This is a genomic window from Cellulomonas terrae (genome assembly GCF_007990265.1).
Lineage (GTDB): Bacteria > Actinomycetota > Actinomycetes > Actinomycetales > Cellulomonadaceae > Cellulomonas > Cellulomonas terrae.
Genome location: NZ_BJWH01000031.1, coordinates 1 through 14,866, shown reverse-complemented (window position 1 = coordinate 14,866; position 14,866 = coordinate 1). Strand labels below are relative to the sequence as shown.

The 14,866-nt window shown below is 73.4% G+C and carries 15 protein-coding genes; 9 read left to right on the top strand and 6 right to left on the bottom strand.

Features of this window, described 5'->3' with window-relative positions:
• Positions 1–30: 30 nt before the first annotated feature.
• Together CTE05_RS19070 and CTE05_RS19065 are read right to left on the bottom strand one after the other, a co-directional pair.
• Entirely contained in the window at positions 31–900 is an 870-nt protein-coding gene (locus CTE05_RS19070) for a glutamate ABC transporter substrate-binding protein (protein ID WP_146847878.1), read from the bottom strand.
• 56 nt (positions 901–956) lie between these two features.
• The gene (locus CTE05_RS19065; RefSeq protein ID WP_146847877.1) at positions 957–1,739 is read right to left on the bottom strand and encodes an amino acid ABC transporter ATP-binding protein; all 783 of its coding nucleotides are present in this window, start codon (positions 1,737–1,739) and stop codon (positions 957–959) included.
• 123 nt (positions 1,740–1,862) lie between these two features.
• Here CTE05_RS19065 and miaB point away from each other — a divergent pair, with 123 nt between their 5' ends.
• Positions 1,863–3,440 (top strand): tRNA (N6-isopentenyl adenosine(37)-C2)-methylthiotransferase MiaB, encoded by a 1,578-nt coding sequence (gene miaB / locus CTE05_RS19060; protein WP_146847876.1) that lies wholly within the window; start codon positions 1,863–1,865, stop codon positions 3,438–3,440.
• On the opposite strand, the gene CTE05_RS19055 is transcribed toward miaB, so the two are convergent.
• A complete protein-coding gene (locus tag CTE05_RS19055) occupies positions 3,437–3,958 on the bottom strand; it encodes a type III secretion system chaperone family protein (protein ID WP_146847875.1) in 522 nt (173 codons plus the stop codon). The genes miaB and CTE05_RS19055 overlap by 4 nt on opposite strands.
• Positions 3,955–4,551, bottom strand: a complete 597-nt coding sequence (locus tag CTE05_RS19050; protein ID WP_146847874.1) for a type III secretion system chaperone family protein — start codon at positions 4,549–4,551, stop codon at positions 3,955–3,957. The genes CTE05_RS19055 and CTE05_RS19050 overlap by 4 nt, the downstream gene beginning before the upstream one ends.
• A gap of 78 nt (positions 4,552–4,629) precedes the next feature.
• On the opposite strand from CTE05_RS19050, the gene CTE05_RS19045 reads away from it, so the two are divergent.
• From CTE05_RS19045 to CTE05_RS19025, 5 genes are read left to right on the top strand one after another with little or no spacing between them, the layout of a single operon-like run.
• Positions 4,630–5,355: a class III extradiol ring-cleavage dioxygenase family protein gene (locus CTE05_RS19045; RefSeq protein ID WP_146847873.1), complete on the top strand. Its 726-nt coding sequence runs from the start codon at positions 4,630–4,632 to the stop codon at positions 5,353–5,355.
• Between the two features lie 38 nt (positions 5,356–5,393).
• Positions 5,394–5,900, top strand: coding sequence for a type III secretion system chaperone family protein (locus CTE05_RS19040; protein WP_146847872.1), 507 nt, complete (start codon positions 5,394–5,396; stop codon positions 5,898–5,900).
• A 5-nt stretch (positions 5,901–5,905) separates the two neighbouring features.
• Positions 5,906–6,862: a tRNA (adenosine(37)-N6)-dimethylallyltransferase MiaA gene (gene miaA / locus CTE05_RS19035; RefSeq protein WP_146847871.1), complete on the top strand. Its 957-nt coding sequence runs from the start codon at positions 5,906–5,908 to the stop codon at positions 6,860–6,862.
• Positions 6,859–7,812 (top strand): diaminopimelate epimerase, encoded by a 954-nt coding sequence (gene dapF, locus CTE05_RS19030; RefSeq protein WP_146847870.1) that lies wholly within the window; start codon positions 6,859–6,861, stop codon positions 7,810–7,812. The genes miaA and dapF overlap by 4 nt, the downstream gene beginning before the upstream one ends.
• Before the next feature lie 5 nt (positions 7,813–7,817).
• Positions 7,818–8,141, top strand: a complete 324-nt coding sequence (locus CTE05_RS19025) for a thioredoxin family protein (protein WP_246123760.1) — start codon at positions 7,818–7,820, stop codon at positions 8,139–8,141.
• On the opposite strand, the gene CTE05_RS19020 is transcribed toward CTE05_RS19025, so the two are convergent.
• On the bottom strand, positions 8,090–9,469 hold the full coding sequence (locus tag CTE05_RS19020; RefSeq protein WP_146847869.1) for an MFS transporter: 1,380 nt from the start codon (positions 9,467–9,469) through the stop codon (positions 8,090–8,092). The genes CTE05_RS19025 and CTE05_RS19020 overlap by 52 nt on opposite strands.
• On the bottom strand, positions 9,466–10,071 hold the full coding sequence (locus tag CTE05_RS19015; RefSeq protein WP_146847868.1) for a class I SAM-dependent methyltransferase: 606 nt from the start codon (positions 10,069–10,071) through the stop codon (positions 9,466–9,468). Before CTE05_RS19015 ends, CTE05_RS19020 begins: the two co-directional genes overlap by 4 nt.
• A 107-nt stretch (positions 10,072–10,178) precedes the next feature.
• Here CTE05_RS19015 and hflX point away from each other — a divergent pair, with 107 nt between their 5' ends.
• Genes hflX through CTE05_RS19000 form a run of 3 tightly spaced genes read left to right on the top strand, consistent with a single transcriptional unit; the run spans position 10,179 to position 14,815 of the window.
• The gene (hflX, locus tag CTE05_RS19010; protein WP_146847867.1) at positions 10,179–11,702 is read left to right on the top strand and encodes a GTPase HflX; all 1,524 of its coding nucleotides are present in this window, start codon (positions 10,179–10,181) and stop codon (positions 11,700–11,702) included.
• Between the two features lie 29 nt (positions 11,703–11,731).
• A complete protein-coding gene (locus CTE05_RS19005; protein WP_246123759.1) occupies positions 11,732–13,804 on the top strand; it encodes an ATP-dependent DNA helicase in 2,073 nt (690 codons plus the stop codon).
• Between the two features lie 9 nt (positions 13,805–13,813).
• Positions 13,814–14,815: an L-lactate dehydrogenase gene (locus CTE05_RS19000; protein WP_146847866.1), complete on the top strand. Its 1,002-nt coding sequence runs from the start codon at positions 13,814–13,816 to the stop codon at positions 14,813–14,815.
• Positions 14,816–14,866 lie beyond the last annotated feature (51 nt).

Sequence of the window (14,866 nt, the reverse complement as noted above, 5' to 3'; positions counted from 1 at the left end):
GTGAGCGCGAGCCCCCGGTCCGTCAGCGGGTCAGGCGCAGGCGTCAGGCGTCGGAGGGTTGAGCTCCTCGTTCGCCTGGTAGCCGGAGGCGCCGACGTTCTTGTCGAGCAGCTCCTGCCAGGTGCCGTCGTCGATCATCTTGGTGATGGCCTCGTTGATGGCCTCGCACTTGTCGCTGTCCTTCGCGATGCCGACGCCGTAGTTCTCCTCGGAGAACGGGTTGCCGACGACCTTGACCTTGCCCTCGTTGGCGGGCACGGCCGCGAGACCGGCGAGGATGATGTCGTCCGTCGTGACGGCGTCCACCGTCCCGGCCGTCAGGGCGGTGACGCACTCGGCGTACCCGGGCTGCTCGAGCAGGTTGGTGCCCGCGGCGTACTCGTCCTTGATGCGCTGCGCGGACGTGGAGCCCGTCACGGAGCAGAGGTTCTTGCCCTCGAGGTCCTCGGGGCCGCTGATCGAGTCGTCGTCCGCGGCGACCAGGAGGTCCTGGCCGGCGACGAAGTACGGACCGCCGAAGGAGACGACCTCCTTGCGCTTGTCGGTGATCGAGTAGGTGGCGAAGATCATGTCGACCTGGCCGTTCTGCAGCAGCGTCTCGCGCTGCGCGGACGGTGCCTGGACCCACTCGATCTGGTCCTCTCCGTAGCCGAGCTCGCCGGCCACGAACTTCGCCACGTCGACGTCGAAGCCGGTGTACTCGCTGCCGTCCTGGTAGCCCAGGCCGGGCTGGTCGAACTTGATGCCGATCTTGATGGTGCCCTCGGCGCCGCCGGTCTCCTCCGTCGCCTCGCTCGTCGCGCCGGCGTCGGCGTCGTCTCCGCCGTCGCCGCTCGAACAGCCGGCAAGCGTCAGCGTGGCAGCGGCTGCGAGAGCCAGTACCAGTCGTCCTCTACGCATCGTGTGTCCCCTTCGTGTGGTGTGCAGTGTCGGTCGGGTCGTGGTGGGGGTGGGTGTCAGTGGGTGAGGATCTTCGACAGGAAGTCCTTGGCGCGCTCGCTCTTCGGTGCGGTGAAGAACGTCTCCGGGTCGGCTTCCTCGACGATCTGGCCGCCGTCCATGAACACGACGCGGTTCGCGGCCCGGCGGGCGAAGCCCATCTCGTGGGTGACGACGATCATGGTCATGCCGTCCTTGGCGAGGCCGACCATGACGTCGAGGACCTCGTTGATCATCTCGGGGTCCAGCGCGGAGGTCGGCTCGTCGAAGAGCATCACCTTCGGCTGCATCGCGAGCGCGCGGGCGATGGCGACGCGCTGCTGCTGTCCACCGGAGAGCTGGGCGGGGAGCTTGTCGGCCTGGTTGCGCACGCCGACCCGGTCCAGCAGGGCGAGCGCGACCTCCTTGGCCTTCGACGGCTTGACGCCCTTGGCCTTCACCTGACCGAGCGTGACGTTCTCCAGCACGGTCTTGTGCGCGAAGAGGTTGAACGACTGGAAGACCATCCCGACGTCGGCACGGAGCCGGGCGAGCGCGCGACCCTCGGCCGGGAGCGGCACGCCGTCGAGGCGGATCGTGCCTGAGTCGATGGTCTCCAGCCGGTTGATCGTGCGGCAGAGGGTCGACTTCCCGCTTCCGGACGGCCCGATGATGACCACGACCTCGCCGCGGCTGACGGTCAGGTCGATGTTCTGGAGCACGTGGAGGGCTCCGAAGTGCTTGTCCACGCCGCGGAGCTCCACGAGGGCGTCGGACGTCTTGTCGGTCGGGGCGGGCGGTGCGGCTGAGGTGTCCACCATTGGATGAACCTACGGTGGGTTTGCCCGATCTGGCGAGAGATGACGGTCACGGTTCGGCAACGTACCCGTCAAGCAAGACCCCAGGTGAGGGACTCGAGGAGAGCGGCCGTACCCTTGTCGGTGATGTCCACGACCCTGCCCGCCCTCCTGCCCGACGCCTCGACACCTGAGCGCGACGGCGCTGCGCGCACCTATCTGGTCAAGACCCTCGGCTGCCAGATGAACGTGCACGACTCGGAGCACATGGCCGGCATGCTGGAGCAGGCCGGGTACGTCGCCGCGAGCCCGGTGCAGGCCGCCGCGGAGGACGCGGACGTCATCGTCATCAACACGTGCGCCGTCCGCGAGAACGCGGCCGACAAGCTCTACGGGAACCTCGGGCGGCTCGCCGCGTCCAAGCGCGCGCGGCCCGGCATGCAGATCGCCGTCGGAGGCTGTCTCGCGCAGAAGGACCGTGCCGGGATCGTCGAGCGGGCGCCGTGGGTCGACGTGGTGTTCGGCACGCACAACCTCGACGTCCTGCCCGTGCTGCTGGAACGCGCCCGCCACAACGCCGCGGCCCAGGTCGAGATCGAGGAGTCGCTGAAGGTCTTCCCCAGCACGCTGCCCACGCGCCGCGAGTCGGTCTACGCGGGCTGGGTGTCGATCAGCGTCGGCTGCAACAACACGTGCACGTTCTGCATCGTCCCGCACCTGCGCGGCAAGGAGCGCGACCGCCGGCCGGGGGAGATCCTCGCCGAGGTCGAGGCGCTCGTGTCCCAGGGCGCGATCGAGGTCACGCTGCTCGGGCAGAACGTCAACTCCTACGGCGTCGAGTTCGGGGACCGCGGCGCGTTCGCCCGGCTCCTGCGCGCCACGGGCGCGATCGAGGGCCTCGAGCGGGTGCGCTTCACGTCGCCGCACCCCGCCGCGTTCACCGACGACGTCATCGAGGCGATGGCCCAGACGCCGACGGTCATGCCGCAGCTGCACATGCCGCTGCAGTCGGGCTCCGACCGCATCCTGCGCGCGATGCGCCGCTCGTACCGGTCGGAGAAGTTCCTCGGGATCCTCGACCGGGTGCGGGCCGCGATGCCGGACGCGGCGATCACCACCGACATCATCGTCGGCTTCCCCGGGGAGACCGAGGAGGACTTCGCCGAGACCCTGCGCGTCGTCGAGGCCTCGCGGTTCTCCTCCGCGTTCACGTTCCAGTACTCGCCGCGCCCCGGCACGGCCGCGTACGACCTGCCCGGCCAGCTGCCGAAGGCCGTCGTGCAGGAGCGGTTCCTGCGCCTCACGGCACTCCAGGACCGCATCTCGCACGAGGAGAACCAGGCGCAGGTCGGTCGCACCGTCCAGGTGCTCGTCGCGGAGACCGAGGGGCGCAAGGACGGCTCGACGCACCGGGTCACCGGCCGCGCCGCCGACAACCGCCTGGTGCACCTGGCCGTGCCGCCCACGACGGCCGACGCCCCCCGCCCGGGCGACCTCGTGACCGTCACGGTGACGCACGCCGCGCCGTACCACCTGGTGGCCGACTCCGCGGTGCTCGGCGGGACGTTCGCGGTCCGTCGCACCGCTGCCGGTGACGCGTGGGACCGCCGACGCAGCGGCCAGGACGAGCACAGCCACGGCGGTGCGGGCGACGCGTGCGGCACGGGCGGCGCGAGCGGGCCCGTCGTGCTGGGCCTGCCGACGATCGGGCTCGCGAGCCGCTAGTTGTCCGGCACGTCCGGCGGCGGCGCGTCGTCGCGGGGGAGCACGGCCTCGAGCGACGAGAACATCTGCACCCCGGTCCCCAGTCCGCACGCCAGCAGCTGCGCGAGCTGCGGCTCGGTCACGCCGGGCTCGAAGTCGGCCGACACCTCGCTGTAGAGGGCGAGCACGCCCTCCTCCTCGCGCAGGTAGGCCTTGGGCCAGATGCGTTCGCGGTTCCAGTCGTTGACCGCCAGTGCCGCGACCTCGCGCTGGTCGAGCTGCAGGCTCCGGTGCCAGCGGCCGCGGACCTGCAGGATCTCCTGCTGCTCACCGAGGAGCAGGAACCAGAAGCGGCTCCCGTCCCAGGTGCCCGTGAGGTCGCCGTCGTCGTCGACCACGAAGCGGTACCCGCGGGCGACGAGGTAGTCCGCGATCCGCTCCCGGGTCAGCGGACCGGGCGGCTCGTCGTCCGGCGTGGGTCGTTTGGTCGGTTTGGGCAGCCCACCGAGCACCCGCAGCAGCCAGCCGGGCCCGCTCACGGTGCCACCCCTGCCGGGTCGGGGTACCGCTCGTCGAGAGCGTCGAAGAACATGCTGCCGGTGGACAGGCCGCAGAAGAGCATCTGGCTCAGCTGGGCGTCCGTGGCACCGTGCTCGAGGTCGGTCGCCACCTCGGAGACGACGTGCACGCGACCGTTGTCCCGGACGCGGACGTAGGCCTTGGGCCAGATCCGGTCCGCGTTCCACTCGTTGCAGACGTCGAGCACCTCCTCGAGCCGCTCGATCGCCACCTCCCGGTGCCACTGGCCCCGCACCTGGAGGATCTCCGACTTCTCCCCGAAAAGGAAGAAGTAGAAGAGCCGACCGCGCCACAGACCGCCCAGGTCACCGTCGTTGTCGACGAAGTAGCTGAACTGGTTGTTCGTCATCCACGCGGCGATCCGGGCGGGCGTCACGTCCGAGGGGAGGTCCGCCGCGGGCTCGGCGATGCCCAGCTCGCGGGCGAGGAGCTCCGCCACGCGGTCGTGCAGCTCGTCGTCGGCGGGCTCGAGGTCGGAGCCCGCGTCCGAGGCAGCCGCGGGCCGCGGACGCCCCTGCCACCAGCGCCGTGCACGATCCCCGAGCGACCCCATGCGCACGACAGTACCGGCGGTCGGCCACACCGGGGTGCCGTCAATCGGGTGGCGGAGGTCTCGGCGTAGGTTCTGGGCATGCTCGTCGTCGCCGCCCTCGTCCCGGACACCGCACTGCTGGTTCCCGGCGTCGCCGGCGACGCGGACGTCGTCGGGGGTCTCCGTGCAGCGGCCGTCGAGGCGGTCGCGCAGGTCGTCGCCGCCGACGTCGCGTCCGTCGTCGTGGTGGCGCCGGGGCCGGTCCCGCGCGAGCTCTCCGGAACGGTTCGGCCCTCCTTCGGGGCCGCGGGTGTGCCCGACGACCTGCTCCGCTGGCCGGTCCACGCGGTGCCCCTGCCGGGCGACGGGTCCGACGTCCCGGCCGTCCCGAGCGCCGTCGGCCTGCACCTGCTGCTCCAGGCTCGCCGGCGTACCGGCGTCCGCGTCGTCGAGGTGACCGGGCAGCAGGACGCCGGGGCCCTCGCTGCCCTCGGGCACACGTTGGTCGCCGACGGGCCGACCGGCCTCGTCGTCGTCGGATCCGGCAGCGGCAGGCACGGACCCGACGCCCCTCTCGCGGACGACGCGCTGGCGCCGGACCACGACGCACGCCTCCTGGCGGACCTCGCGGACGCCGGCCCCGCGGCACGCGCACGGCTCGCCGGCGACGACGCCGAGCTCGCGGCCGCGCTGGCGGTCCGGGGCTGGGCACCGTGGCAGGTGCTCGTCGGCGCCGCCGGGGACGGGCCCGTGCAGGCGCGCGTGCTGGCCGAGTCCACGGAGCTGGGCGCCCAGCACGCGGTCCTCGTCTGGGACGCCCGGTAGGGTCTCTCGCTGTCCGTCCCCGACACGCCGAGGTCCCGATGTCAGCCGCCGAGCACGAGCCCACCGTCCTGCCGCCCCTGTCGACCGCACGGATAGCCGAGCGGCTCGACGCGCGCGGGTCGGTCTACGGCACCGACAAGGACGGGGACCTGGTGGGCCGCTGGGACGGCCACCCCTTCTGGTTCATCACGCTGGGCCAGACGAAGGAGTACCTGCAGGTCCGTGGCCGGTGGGCGCGCCAGGTCCCGGCGACCGAGTTCGGCAACGTGCTCCTCGGGGCGAACGCCTGGTCCGAGTCGATGGTGTGGCCGAAGATCTTCGTGCGGATCGAGGCCGAGCAGGTGGCCGTCTACACCGAGCACACCGTCGACTACGAGCACGGGCTCACCGACGAGCAGCTCGACCTGCACCTGACGATCGGCATCGCGAGCGCGCTGCGGTTCTTCGCCGGGCTGGAGGAGAAGTACCCGGACGCCGTCGCGACCGTCCCCACGGCCCCGGCGCCGCCCGAGTACACCGACCCTGCCCGCCCGACCCTCGACTGAGCGCCATGACCCTCGTGGTCGCGCTCGTCGGGCCGACGGCGACCGGCAAGTCCGACCTCGGGCTCGCCCTCGCGCACGCCCTGGGCGGCGAGGTCGTGAACGCCGACGCGATGCAGCTGTACCGGGGCATGGACATCGGCACCGCCAAGCTCACGCCCGACGAGCGGCAGGGCGTCCCGCACCACCTCCTGGACGTCCTGGACGTGCACGAGGACGCCTCGGTGGCCGACTACCAGGCACGCGCCCGGACGGCACTGCGCGAGATCGACGGTCGCGGGCACCGGTCCGTGGCCGTCGGCGGCTCGGGCCTCTACGTCCGGGCGCTGCTCGACCACATGGAGTTCCCCGGCACCGACGCCGAGGTCCGCGCGCGGCTGGAGGACCGCGTCGAGGCCGAGGGCGCCCGCGCGCTGCACGCCGAGCTCGCGGCGGCGGACCCGGTCGCGGCCGACGGGATCGGTCCCCGCAACGCCCGCCGGATCGTGCGGGCGCTGGAAGTCATCGAGCTCACGGGACGGCCGTACTCCGCGAGCCTCCCGCAGCACGTCTACGAGGTCCCGGCCGTCCAGATCGGCCTGGACTGCGACCGAGGCGTCCTGGACGCGCGCATCGCGGAGCGCGTCGAGCGGATGTGGTCGCGCGGCCTCGTCGAGGAGGTCGAGCACCTGCGCGCGCACGGGCTGGGGCGTACGGCGTCGCGTGCCGTGGGCTACGCCGAGGTCCTCGCGATGCTCCGCGGCGAGCTGACGCAGGACGAGGCACGGGCCGCGGTCGCCGCGGGAACCCGTCGGCTCGCCCGCAAGCAGATGGGCTGGTTCGGCCGGGACCCGCGGGTGCACTGGCTGGACTCCCAGGACCCGGACCTCGTCGAGCGTGCCCTCGGGCTCGTCGCCGCGGCCGACTCGGGCGGGCTGGGCCTCGCCACGGACGATCCCGCGCCACGACGTAGCCTGGGCTCATGACCGTGGTGGCCGCCCCGACCCTGCACGTGACCAAGGGTCACGGCACCCAGAACGACTTCGTCCTCCTCGACGACCGCGACGCGCTCGTCGAGCTCTCGCCCGCCCTGGTCCGCGGGCTCGCCGACCGCCGCGCGGGGGTCGGTGGCGACGGCGTCATCCGGGTGGTCGCCAGCGAGAACGTTCCCGAGGGCGTCTCCGCGCTCGCCGACGAGCCCGCCGCCCGCTGGTTCATGGACTACCGCAACGCCGACGGCTCGGTCGCGGAGATGTGCGGCAACGGGGTCCGGGTCTTCGCGGCGTACCTGGAGCGGCTCGGCCTGTGGGACGGGACCGGGGAGCTCGCGCTCGGCACCCGGGCAGGAGTGCGGCGCGTACGGCGCGTCGCCGTCCCGGCGGGGATCGGCGACGACGTCTGGTACGCCGTGGACATGGGCACCTGGCACCTGCCCGGCGGGTCGCAGGCGGTGCGCGACGGCGCCGACGCGGAAGTGGCCGTCGCCGGGCTCGAGGTCGCCCGCGCCGGCCTGAGCGTGGACGTCGGCAACCCGCACGTGGTGCTGGCGCTCGGCGACGAGGACGAGCTGACCGCCGCCGACCTCACGCGCGCTCCCGAGGTCACCCCGGTACCGCCGAACGGCACGAACGTCGAGCTCGTCGTCCCCCTGGGGGAGCACGAGGCGCCCGACGGGTCGCTGGTCGGCCGTGTCCGGATGCGCGTGCACGAGCGGGGGGTCGGGGAGACCCGCTCCTGCGGGACCGGTGCCTGTGCCGCGGCGCTCGCGGTCCGCACGTGGGCAGGGGCGGGCGCGCCCGACGTCTGGCTGGTCGACGTGCCCGGCGGGACGGTGCGCGTGACCGTCCTGCCCGAGGGGCACGTCGAGCTCGCCGGCCCGGCCGTCCTCGTCGCCGCGGCGGACGTCGACCTCGCGGCCCTGGTCGCCGGACGCTGACCGCCGTGCGTCTGGCCCCCGCGGACCTCGGCGTCCCGCTCGGCGAGCGGGCCACCGTCGTCCAGTTCTCCAGCACCTTCTGCGCACCCTGCCGCTCGACCCGCTACGTCGTCGAGCGCGCCGTCGCGACCGCGGACGGCGTCGCGTACGCGGACCTCGACGTCGCGGACCACCTGGCGCTCGGCGAGCGGCTCGCCATCGACGTCACGCCGACGGTCCTGGTGCTGGACGCCCGTGGTGACGTCGTCCGTCGAGCCACCGGCGTGCCGACGCTCGCTCAGCTGCGCAGCGCGCTCGACGCGGCGTCGTCGGTCGACTCCTCGGCCTGAGGCCGACCGGATCCCACCCGTGGGCCCACCAGCGCGGCGCCCACGGCGAACACGGCCGCGACCGCCAGCGCGGCGGTGAACGGGGCGTCCGGGGAGCGGTCCACGGCGGCGAACGCGAGGCCCGTGAGCGCCAGTGCGAGGGCAGCGCCGATGGAGTCCGCGATCGAGAGCGCCGAGCTGTTCACGCCCTGGGTCCCCGGGGCGGAGTAGGAGAGCACGAGGACGGTCAGGCGCGAGTAGACGAGGCCCATGCCCGCGCCGGCCAGGGTCCACGACGAGATCGCGACCGCCGGCGGGAGGTGGGCCGCCGCGGTGAGCAGCACCCCCGCGACCGAGACGACGACCAGGGCCGATCCGACGACCACCGCCGTCCGGGACGGCAACCGGTCCCCGAGCCGCCCCTGCAGCCACGAGGTCCCGGCCCACGCGACACCCGCGAAGGTCAGGGCGATCCCCGCGGTCGTCGGCGAGAACGCGTACCGCTCCGTGAGCAGGTACGGCAGGTACACCTCTGCACCCAGGAACGCCCCCGAGACCAGGCCACGGGTCGCGATCACGCTCGGCAGCCCGCGGGCCGCCCGCATCGTGCCGGCGGGGACCACGGCCCGGAGCGCGACGAGGGCGCCCAGCCCGGTGCCGACGGCCACGAGAACCGACCACGGCAGCGGGACCTGCGCGGCCAGGTTGAGCCCGAGGACGGCCGCGGCGGCGAGGGCAGCCCACGCGAGCCGGCCACGCGGTGCCGCCTCCCCGGCGGTCTCGGGCGGCCCGATCCTGCGCAGCGCCGGGACGAGCAGGAGCGTCGTCGGGACGACGAGCAGTGCGACCCCCAGGAACACCCAGCGCCAGCCGAGGTGCTGCGCGACCACACCGGCACCCGCCGGACCGACGAGCGACGGGATGATCCACGCCGCCGCGAACCACGCGAACACCCGTGGGTGCAGCATCGCCGGGTACAGCCGGGCCACCACCACGTACAGCGCGACCGTCATCGCACCGCCGCCGAACCCCTGGAGCAGCCGTCCCGCGACGAGCACCTCCATCGACGGCGCCGCCCCCGCGACGAGGATGCCCGCGGTGAACAGCCCGATGGCGACGAGCAGCGGCGTCCGAGGCCCGCTGCGGTCGCTCCACGGACCGGCCAGGACCATGCCGACGACGCCGGTCGCCAGCGGTCCCGCGAAGGCGAACGCGTACAGGGAGGCGCCGTCGAGCGCGTCGGAGACCGTGGGCATGACGGTGGTCACGGCGAGCGACTCGAACGCGACCATGAAGATCAGCGCGACCATGCTCCAGGTGGTGGTGCGCAGCTCCCGCCAGTCGCTCATCGGTCGTGCACGGCGAGCACACGGAACCCCTTGGCGCTCGCGGTCCGGTCCACGGCGACGTCGAGCTCGGCGGCGATCCACCGCTGCAGCGAGTCCGCACCGAGGTTCTTGCCGACGACCAGGTGCGCCTCACCGCCGGGGGCGCGGCGACCGAGCCAGTGCGTCAGCATCGCGTGCAGCGCGACCTTCCCGACCCGGATCGGCGGGTTGGACCAGATCGCCGCGAAGAGCACGTCGTCGGGGACCTCCTCGGGCCGCACCGCGCGCAGGTTCGTGACGCCGAGGCGCTCGGCGTTGCGACGCGCCAGGTCGAGCGCGCGCTCGTTGACGTCGACGGCCCAGACGCGGGCGGTCGGGGACTCCAGCGCCAGCGTGAGCGCGATCGGGCCCCAGCCGCAGCCGAGGTCCAGCAGGTCGCCCTGGGACGGGGGTGCGGGGACGTGGTCGAGCAGCACCCGCGTGCCGAGGTCGACGTGGTCCGGGGAGAAGATGCCGCCGGCGGTCTCGACCTCGACGTCCCGGCCCGCCAGGTGCACGCGCAGCAGCCGGCGCTCGTCGGGGGAGGCCGGCCGTGCCGTGAAGTAGTGGTCCTGCTCGCTCACGGCGCCGACGATACCCACGCGGACGCGCTCGGCCCGCAGCGAAATCCCTCGCTGGGGTTCCGCGCCGCGTGCGACCCTGGAGGAACCCGAACGAGACGAGGAACCCCTTGACCGACCCGCAGCACACCACCAGCCAGACGCAGGACGCCCCACCCACGCGCTCCGCGCAGGAGGTGGCCGACGACGTCGTGGCCCGTGTGCTCGCCAGGGCCGGGGCCACGCTGCACGCCGGCGGCACGGTGCACTCGTCGTACGACGGGGACCAGCTCGAGCTCGAGGAGCGCACGTCGCTGCGCCGGGTCGCGGGGCTGTCCACCGAGCTCCAGGACGTCACCGAGGTCGAGTACCGCCAGCTGCGACTGGAGAAGGTCGTCCTCGTGGGCGTCTGGGGCTCGGGCACCGTCACCGACGCCGAGATCTCCCTGCGTGAGCTCGCCCAGCTCGCCGAGACGGCGGGCTCGCAGGTCCTCGACGGGCTGCTCCAGCGCCGGCAGAAGCCGGACCCGGGCACCTACCTCGGGTCGGGCAAGGCCGCCGAGCTGGCCACGCTCGTCGCCGCGGTCGGCGCGGACACCGTCGTCGTCGACGGCGACCTCGCACCGTCCCAGCGACGTGCGCTGGAGGACATCGTCCGCGTGAAGGTCATCGACCGGACCGCGTTGATCCTCGACATCTTCGCCCAGCACGCCAAGTCCCGGGAGGGCAAGGCGCAGGTCGAGCTCGCGCAGCTGGAGTACCTGCTCCCGCGCCTGCGCGGCTGGGGCGACTCGATGTCCCGGCAGGCCGGTGGCCAGGTCGGCGGCGCTGCTGCGGGCATGGGGTCGCGTGGTCCGGGTGAGACCAAGATCGAGCTCGACCGGCGGCGCATCCGCAACCGCATGGCCAAGCTGCGCCGCGAGATCGCCGCGATGGAGCCCGGCCGGGTCACCAAGCGCGCGTCGCGCAAGAAGCACGCGATCCCGTCGGTCGCCATCGCCGGGTACACCAACGCGGGCAAGTCCTCCCTGCTCAACCGGCTGACGCACGCGGGCGTGCTCGTCGAGAACGCGCTGTTCGCGACCCTCGACCCGACCGTCCGCCGGGCTGAGACGGTCGACGGACGCGTCTACACGCTCGCGGACACCGTCGGCTTCGTCCGCGCGCTGCCGCACCAGCTGGTCGAGGCGTTCCGCTCCACCCTGGAGGAGGTCGCGGACGCGGACCTGATCCTGCACGTCGTGGACGCGTCCCACCCCGACCCCGAGGGCCAGATCTCCGCGGTCCGGCACGTCTTCGCGGACATCCCCGGTGCCATGGACGTCCCCGAGATCATCGTGCTCAACAAGGCCGACCTCGCGACGCCGGAGGCGATCGCCCGCCTGCGGTCGCGGGAGGTGCACTCGATCGTCGTCTCGGCGCACAGCGGAGAGGGCATCGAGGAGCTGCAGGCGCTCATCGCCGACCAGCTGCCGCGGCCCGGCGTCAGCGTCGACCTGGTCGTCCCGTACGACCGCGGCGACCTGATCAGCCGCGTGCACGAGCACGGGGACATCCAGTCGGAGGAGCACACGGGCGACGGGACGGCGATCCGCGCGCGCGTCGACGCGGGCCTCGCCGCCGAGCTGGAAGCCGCTGCACAGCCTCGTCCGTGAGCGTCCGCGCGCCGCACTAGGCTGACGCGGTGCCAGACGCCGACCCCTCCGTCGAGACGCTCCTCGACGTCGCGGTCGAGGCGCTCGGCGGGGTCCGTCGTGACGGGCAGCAGCAGATGGCGGTCGCCGTCGCGGAGACGATCGACAGGGGCGAGCACCTGCTCGTCCAGGCGGGGACGGGCACCGGGAAGTCGCTCGGCTACCTGGTCCCGGCGCTGCGGCACGCGGTCCTCGAGAACGAGCACGTCGTCGTCTCCACCGCGACCCTCGCGCTGCAGCGGCAGATCATCACGCGCGACCTCCCGCTCGTCGCGAAGGCCCTGGAGCCGCACCTGCCGCGCACGCCCGCCATCGCCCTGCTCAAGGGCTGGCACAACTACGTGTGCGTGCACAAGGTCGCCGGCGGGTACCCCGACGACGACACGGGCACGCTCTTCGACCTGGGGGAGCACGCCGGCGCGGCGGAGCACCCCGCCCCGGCGCGGACGGGGGCGTCGACGCTGTCGGAGAGCCTCGGCGAGCAGGTCCTGCGGCTGCGCGAGTGGGCCGACGAGACCGACACGGGCGACCGGGACGACCTCGTCCCGGGGGTCACGGACCGCGCCTGGCGGCAGGTGTCCATCACGTCGCTGGAGTGCCTGGGCGGCAAGTGCCCGATGCTCGCCGAGTGCTTCCCGGAGAAGGCGAAGGCGGCGTCGCGGGAGGCCGACGTCGTCGTCACCAACCACGCCATGCTCGGCATCGCCGCCTCCGGGTCGCCCGGGGTGCTGCCGGAGCACCAGGTGGTCATCGTCGACGAGGCGCACGAGCTGACGGACCGGGTGACGGCGCAGGCGACGTCCGAGCTGTCCGTGGCCACCATCGAGCACGCCGCCCGGCTCGCGCGCCGGCACGGGGGCGTCCCGACGACGGACCTCGACGCGGCCAGCCAGGCGCTCGCCTCCGTCCTGGTCGGGCTGCCGGAGACCCGGTTCCGCGACGGGCTGCCCCCGGCTGCCCGGGACGCCGTCGCGAGCGTCCGCGACGCCACCCGTGCGCTGCTCACGGTGCTCAAGCCGGAGACCGGCCCGAACACCCCCGCGGAGGGTGGTCGCAAGGTCGCCCAGGCCACGATGCTCGCGCTCTACGAGGTGGCCGACCGCATGGCGGCCGACCCCGAGGACCACCGGCACACCGTCCTGTGGTGCAGCCGCAGCGAGGACCGGCGCGGCTCCGTGCTCACCCGTCTGTACGCCGCACCGCTCGCCGTGAACGGCCTGATCCGCACCAATCTGCTCGCCGGCCGCTCCGGGGTGCTCACCTCCGCGACGCTCGAGCTCGGCGGCTCGTTCGACCCGATCGCCCGCGCGGTGGGTCTCGAGGTCCGCCCCGACGCCGAACCGGTCGGTCCGACGTCGCTGGCGGGGGCGGAACCAGCCGCGCCCGCGGGGGTGCCGTGGCGCGGGCTCGACGTCGGCAGCCCGTTCGACTACCCGCGGCAGGGGATCCTCTACCTCGCGCGGCACCTGCCGAAGCCCGGTCGCGAGCCGGCGACGGATGCGCAGCTCGACGAGATCGCCGACCTCATCACCGCCGCAGGCGGGCGGACGCTCGGGCTGTTCTCGTCGCGGCGTGCGGCCAACGCGGTCGCGGCCGCGATGCGCGAGCGGCTCGACGTGCCGATCCTCGCGCAGGGCGACGACCAGCTGCCGACCCTCGTCGCGCAGTTCATCGCCGACGAGGCCACGTGCCTGTTCGGCACGCTGTCGCTCTGGCAGGGCGTCGACGTCCCGGGCGCGACGTGCCGGCTCGTCATCATCGACCGGATCCCGTTCCCCCGGCCCGACGACCCGGTGAGCTCCGCGCGGTCGGACGCGGTCGAGAAGGCGGGCGGCAACGGCTTCCTCGCGGTCTCCGCCACGCACGCGGCCCTGCTCCTCGCGCAGGGTGCGGGCCGGCTGATCCGGACGAGCGACGACCGCGGTGTGGTCGCCGTGCTCGACCCTCGCCTCGCGACCGCCGGGTACAGCAGCTTCCTCACCCGGTCGCTCCCGCCCTTCTGGCGCACGACGGACCGTGCCGTCGCCCTCTCCGCGCTGCAGCGGCTCGCCGCGGCCGACTAGCCTCGGCTCATGACCGAGAGCCTGGATCTGGAAGACGTCGGCCTGCCCCCGTTCCGCAGCGGCCGTCGCACCTCGAAGCTCGCGATCGTCGGAGCCGGTGCCGTCGGGTCGACCATGGCCTATGCCGCGCTCCTGCGCGGGGCCGCCCGGTCCGTCGCGCTCTACGACATCAACGCGGCGAAGGTCGAGGCCGAGGCGCTGGACCTCGGGCACGGCATCCAGTTCATGCCGATGGCGCAGGTCGTCGGGTCCGACGACATCGCGGTCTGCGCGGACGCCGACGTCGTGATGTTCACCGCCGGCGCCAAGCAGAAGCCCGGCCAGTCGCGGCTCGATCTCGCGGAGGCCACCATCGGGCTGGTCCGCACCGTCCTGCCGGCCCTCGTGGAGGTCGCACCGCACGCCGTCTACGTGATGGTGACCAACCCCGTCGACGTGGTCACCTACGCGGCGCTGCAGATCTCCGGGCTGCCCCCGTCACAGCTGTTCGGGTCCGGCACGGTCCTGGACTCCTCCCGGCTGCGCTACCTCATCTCGCAGCACACGGGCGTCGCGGTGCAGAACGTGCACGCGTACATCGCCGGCGAGCACGGTGACACCGAGCTGCCCCTGTGGGGGTCGGCGAGCATCGGCTCGGTCCCGCTGCTCGAGTGGACCGGGACCGGCGGCAGAGGGCCCCTCACCGAGGAGGTGCGGGGGCGGATCGCGCACGAGGTGGTCGACTCCGCGTACCGGATCATCGAGGGCAAGGGGGCGACGAACTACGCGGTCGCCCTGGCCGGCTCGCGGATCATCGAGGCCGTCCTCAAGGACGAGCAGCGCGTGCTGCCGGTGTCGTCGCTGCTCGACGACTTCTACGGCATCAGCGACGTGTGCCTGTCCGTGCCGGCGATCGTGGGTGCGCACGGCGTCGGTGAGAGGTTGTCGGTCCCGCTGTCGGACGCGGAGCTGGCAGGGCTGCGGGCCTCTGCGGACGCGGTCCGCTCGGTGGCGCGTCAGTTCGGCTTCTGACGCACGTCGCGCCGGGCTTCTGACGAGCGTCGGGCCGCACCCCGCCCGGGG